The sequence below is a fragment of the Methylobacterium sp. B1 genome (genome assembly GCF_000333255.1).
GTDB lineage: Bacteria > Pseudomonadota > Alphaproteobacteria > Rhizobiales > Beijerinckiaceae > Methylobacterium > Methylobacterium fujisawaense.
In genome coordinates, this window is sequence record NZ_BACT01001044.1 from 1 (window position 1) to 3,276 (window position 3,276).

Here is a 3,276-nt window from a genome sequence, read left to right on the forward strand (position 1 = left end):
GGGGACGTTCCCGCCCCGAATTGGCGGATCGGGGGGGAGGGGCCTGGGGGGGCCCGACCCAAACCTGTCCATTGGGGCCAAACGACACATCCGGATTGGACACGAATCCGCCGGGGTCACAGGGAGATGCGTCATGGTGGGTACGTCGCGGACGGGCGCGTTGCTGCTGGGCTGCCGCCGGTTCCTGCGGGCAGGACCGGCCCTCCTGCTGGCGGGGCTGGCGCTCGCCTCCCCCGTCCGGGCCGACGACGCCAAGGTGCGGATCAGCCGGCAGCCGGGCTTCGTCTACCTGCCCGCCGTCCTCGCCGAGCAGCACAAGCTGATCGAGAAGCACGCCAAGGCCGCCGGCCTCGGGGACGTCGCGGTGGAGTGGGTCAACCTGACGAGCGGCGCCGCCGGCAACGACGCGCTGCTCTCGGGCAATATCGACATCGTCGACAGCGGCTCCACCAACATGCTGCTGCTCAACGACCGGACGCGGGGCGACGTGAAGGGCCTGTGCGGCGTCGGCACCACGCCGATGCTGCTGCTCACCCGCAACCCGGACGTGAAGACCCTCGGCGACTTCTCCGGCAAGGACAAGATCGCCCTGCCCTCCGTGAAGGTCTCCTCGCAGGCGGTGCTGCTCCAGATCGCCGCCAAGAAGGCCTTCGGGCCCGAGAACGCCACCAAGCTCGACCCGCTCACCGTCCAGCTCGGCCATCCCGACGCGGTGGCGGCGCTGGCGAGCCCGCACAACGAGATCAACAGCCACTTCTCGCTGCCGCCGTTCCAGCAGCGCGAGCTGCAGGATCCGGCGATCCACACGGTGCTGAACTCCTTCGAACTCGTCGGCGAGCCGGTGAGCAACGCGATCCTCTACGCCCGGACCGGCTGGTACACCCGAAACCCCAAGCTCGCCGCCGCCATCGTGGCTGCGATCGACGAGGCCAATGCCGCGATCGCCCGGGACCCGCTCCAGGCCGCCAAGGATTACGTCGCGGCCACCAACGAGAAGACGCCCCCCGAGACCCTGGTCGCGATCATGAAGGAGCCGGGCACGAACTTCTCCACCACCCCCTACGGGATCATGCTCCAGGCCCGGCACTTCTACGCGATGAAGACCATCAAGGCCGAGCCCAAGGACTGGAAGGACACGTTCTTCCCGATCGTCCACAACCTGCCGGGAAGTAGCCCCCGGCGTCGCATCGGCCCGTCAATGCGCCTCCACCGGCCCGGCGGCGCGCTGGGGCTTCTTGAGGATCGCCACCACGGCGAGGCTCGCCACGAGGCTCACCCCCACCAGCCAGAACCCGTCCGCGTAGGCCATGACGGTGGCCTCGCGGCGGACCTGTTGCGCCAGCATGCCCAGAGCCGCGCCCTTGGCGGCCAGCGGGTCGGCGATGCGGGCGTGCATCCCGGCGGCGAGCGCCGCGAGCCGGTCCTGGGTGCGGGTCGCGTTGACGGTGATCGCCTCGGCCAGCACCGAGAAGTGGAAGTGCTCCCGCCGGTCGATCATGGTCGACAGCAGGGCGATGCCGATCGAGCCGCCGAGGTTGCGCATCATGTTGGACAGCGCCGAGGCGTCGGCGGTGTCGCGCGGGCCGAGGCCCACGGTGGAGAGCTGCGAGAGCGGGATCGTGAACAGCGGCTGGCCGATGGCCCGCATGAGCTGCGGCAGGATCAGCTGGTCGGCGCCGACATCGTGGGTCAGGCCGACATTGATCCAGCAGCTCGCGATGAAGAACAGCGTCCCGGTGACCACGAGCAGCCGGGCGTCGACGGCGCGCATGAGCAGGGGCATCATCGGGAACAGGACCAGCTGCGGCAGGCCCGACCACATCACCACGGTGCCGATCTGCTCGGCATTGTAGCCCTGGATCTGCGCGCAATAGACCGGGATGATGTAGATCGACCCGAACGACACCGCGCCCAGCACGGTCATCAGCACGCAGGCGCCCCCGACCGAGCGGTTGGCCAGGACCCGCAGGTTGATGAAGGGCTTGGCCGCCGTCAGCTCGCGGACGATGAAGCCGGTGATCCCGGCGACGGCCAGCCAGCTCGCCTCGACGATCACGGGCGAGCCGAACCAGTCCTTGCGCTGCCCCTCCTCCAGCACGAAGGTCAGGGCCGGCAGCCCGGTCGCCATCAGGCCGATGCCGATCCAGTCGCCCTTGAGCAACTCGCCCCAGCGGGCGGGCGCGGCCTCGAAGGCGCCGAGCTGGATCGCCGCCGCGATCGGCCCGAAGATCAGGTTCAGGTAGAAGATGTAGTGCCAGGACAGGTTGTCGGTGAGCCAGCCGCCCACCGTCGGGCCAATGGCCGGCGCGAAGGTCGCCGTCAGGCCGAACAGCGCGATGCCCACCGCCTGCTGGCTCTTCGGCAGCCGCGTGCGCACGATCACGATGGCGGTGGGGATCAGCACGCCGCCGGTGAAGCCCTGGCCCGCCCGGAACAGGATCATCTGGCTCAAGCTGGTCGAGAGCGCGCAGGCCAGCGAGAAGGCGGTGAACAGCAGGGTGTTCACCGCGAGGTAGCGGCGCAGGCCGATCACCGAGGACAGCCAGCCGGTGAGCGGGATCACGATGATCTCGGCCATCAGGTAGGCGGTGGAGATCCAGCTCCCCTCCTCGGTGGAGGCGCCGAGCGCCCCCTGGATGTCGGCGAGCGAGGCGTTGGTGATCTGGATGTCGAGGATCGCCGTGAAGGCGCCGAGGATCGCGCCGAACACGGCGAGCCAGTCCCGGGCGCTCGCCTTTGCCTCGGGCCCGGCCACGGCCGGCACGGGGCTCATCGGGGCAGGGCCTCGCTGACCAGCGCCGGGGCGGGCTTCGGCCTGCGGCGGGCGGGATCCACCGGCTCCACCGGGTCGGCGGTGTGGACCGTCGCCTCCACCGACAGGCCGGGGCGCAGGCGGCCGACGAGCGGGTCGGCGGGATCGAGGGCGACGCGCACGGGCACGCGCTGCACCACCTTGGTGAAGTTGCCGGTGGCGTTCTCCGGGGGCAGCAGCGCGAATTGCGAGCCGGTGCCCGGGGAGAAGCTCTCGATCCGGCCCTCGAATGCATGGTCGCCGAAGGCGTCGACCGTGACGGTGACGCGCTGGCCCTCGACCATGTGCCCGGTCTGGGTCTCCTTGAAGTTCGCCACGAGGTAGATGTCGCGGGCCATCGGCACGAGGGTTAGGAGCCCCGTGCCGGGGGAGACCACCTGCCCGATCTGCAGCGCCCGGTCGCCGGGCACGCCTTCGATCGGCGCCAAGAATGTTGGCGTAACTTGAGGTCGAGCTTCACCCCC

Annotated in this window: 3 protein-coding genes; all 3 read right to left on the reverse strand. The window is 70.1% G+C overall.

The features are described from left to right. Positions 1–805, reverse strand: an 805-nt coding sequence (locus I53_RS36305) for a hypothetical protein (RefSeq protein ID WP_374701392.1), incomplete at its 3' end; no start/stop codon positions are given. Between the two features lie 390 nt (positions 806–1,195). Continuing rightward, positions 1,196–2,773, reverse strand: coding sequence for a DHA2 family efflux MFS transporter permease subunit (locus tag I53_RS29140; RefSeq protein ID WP_043357661.1), 1,578 nt, complete (start codon positions 2,771–2,773; stop codon positions 1,196–1,198). Next, positions 2,770–3,276: HlyD family efflux transporter periplasmic adaptor subunit (locus I53_RS29145; RefSeq protein WP_148291264.1), on the reverse strand; the 507-nt coding region annotated here is incomplete at its 5' end. The genes I53_RS29140 and I53_RS29145, both read right to left, overlap by 4 nt.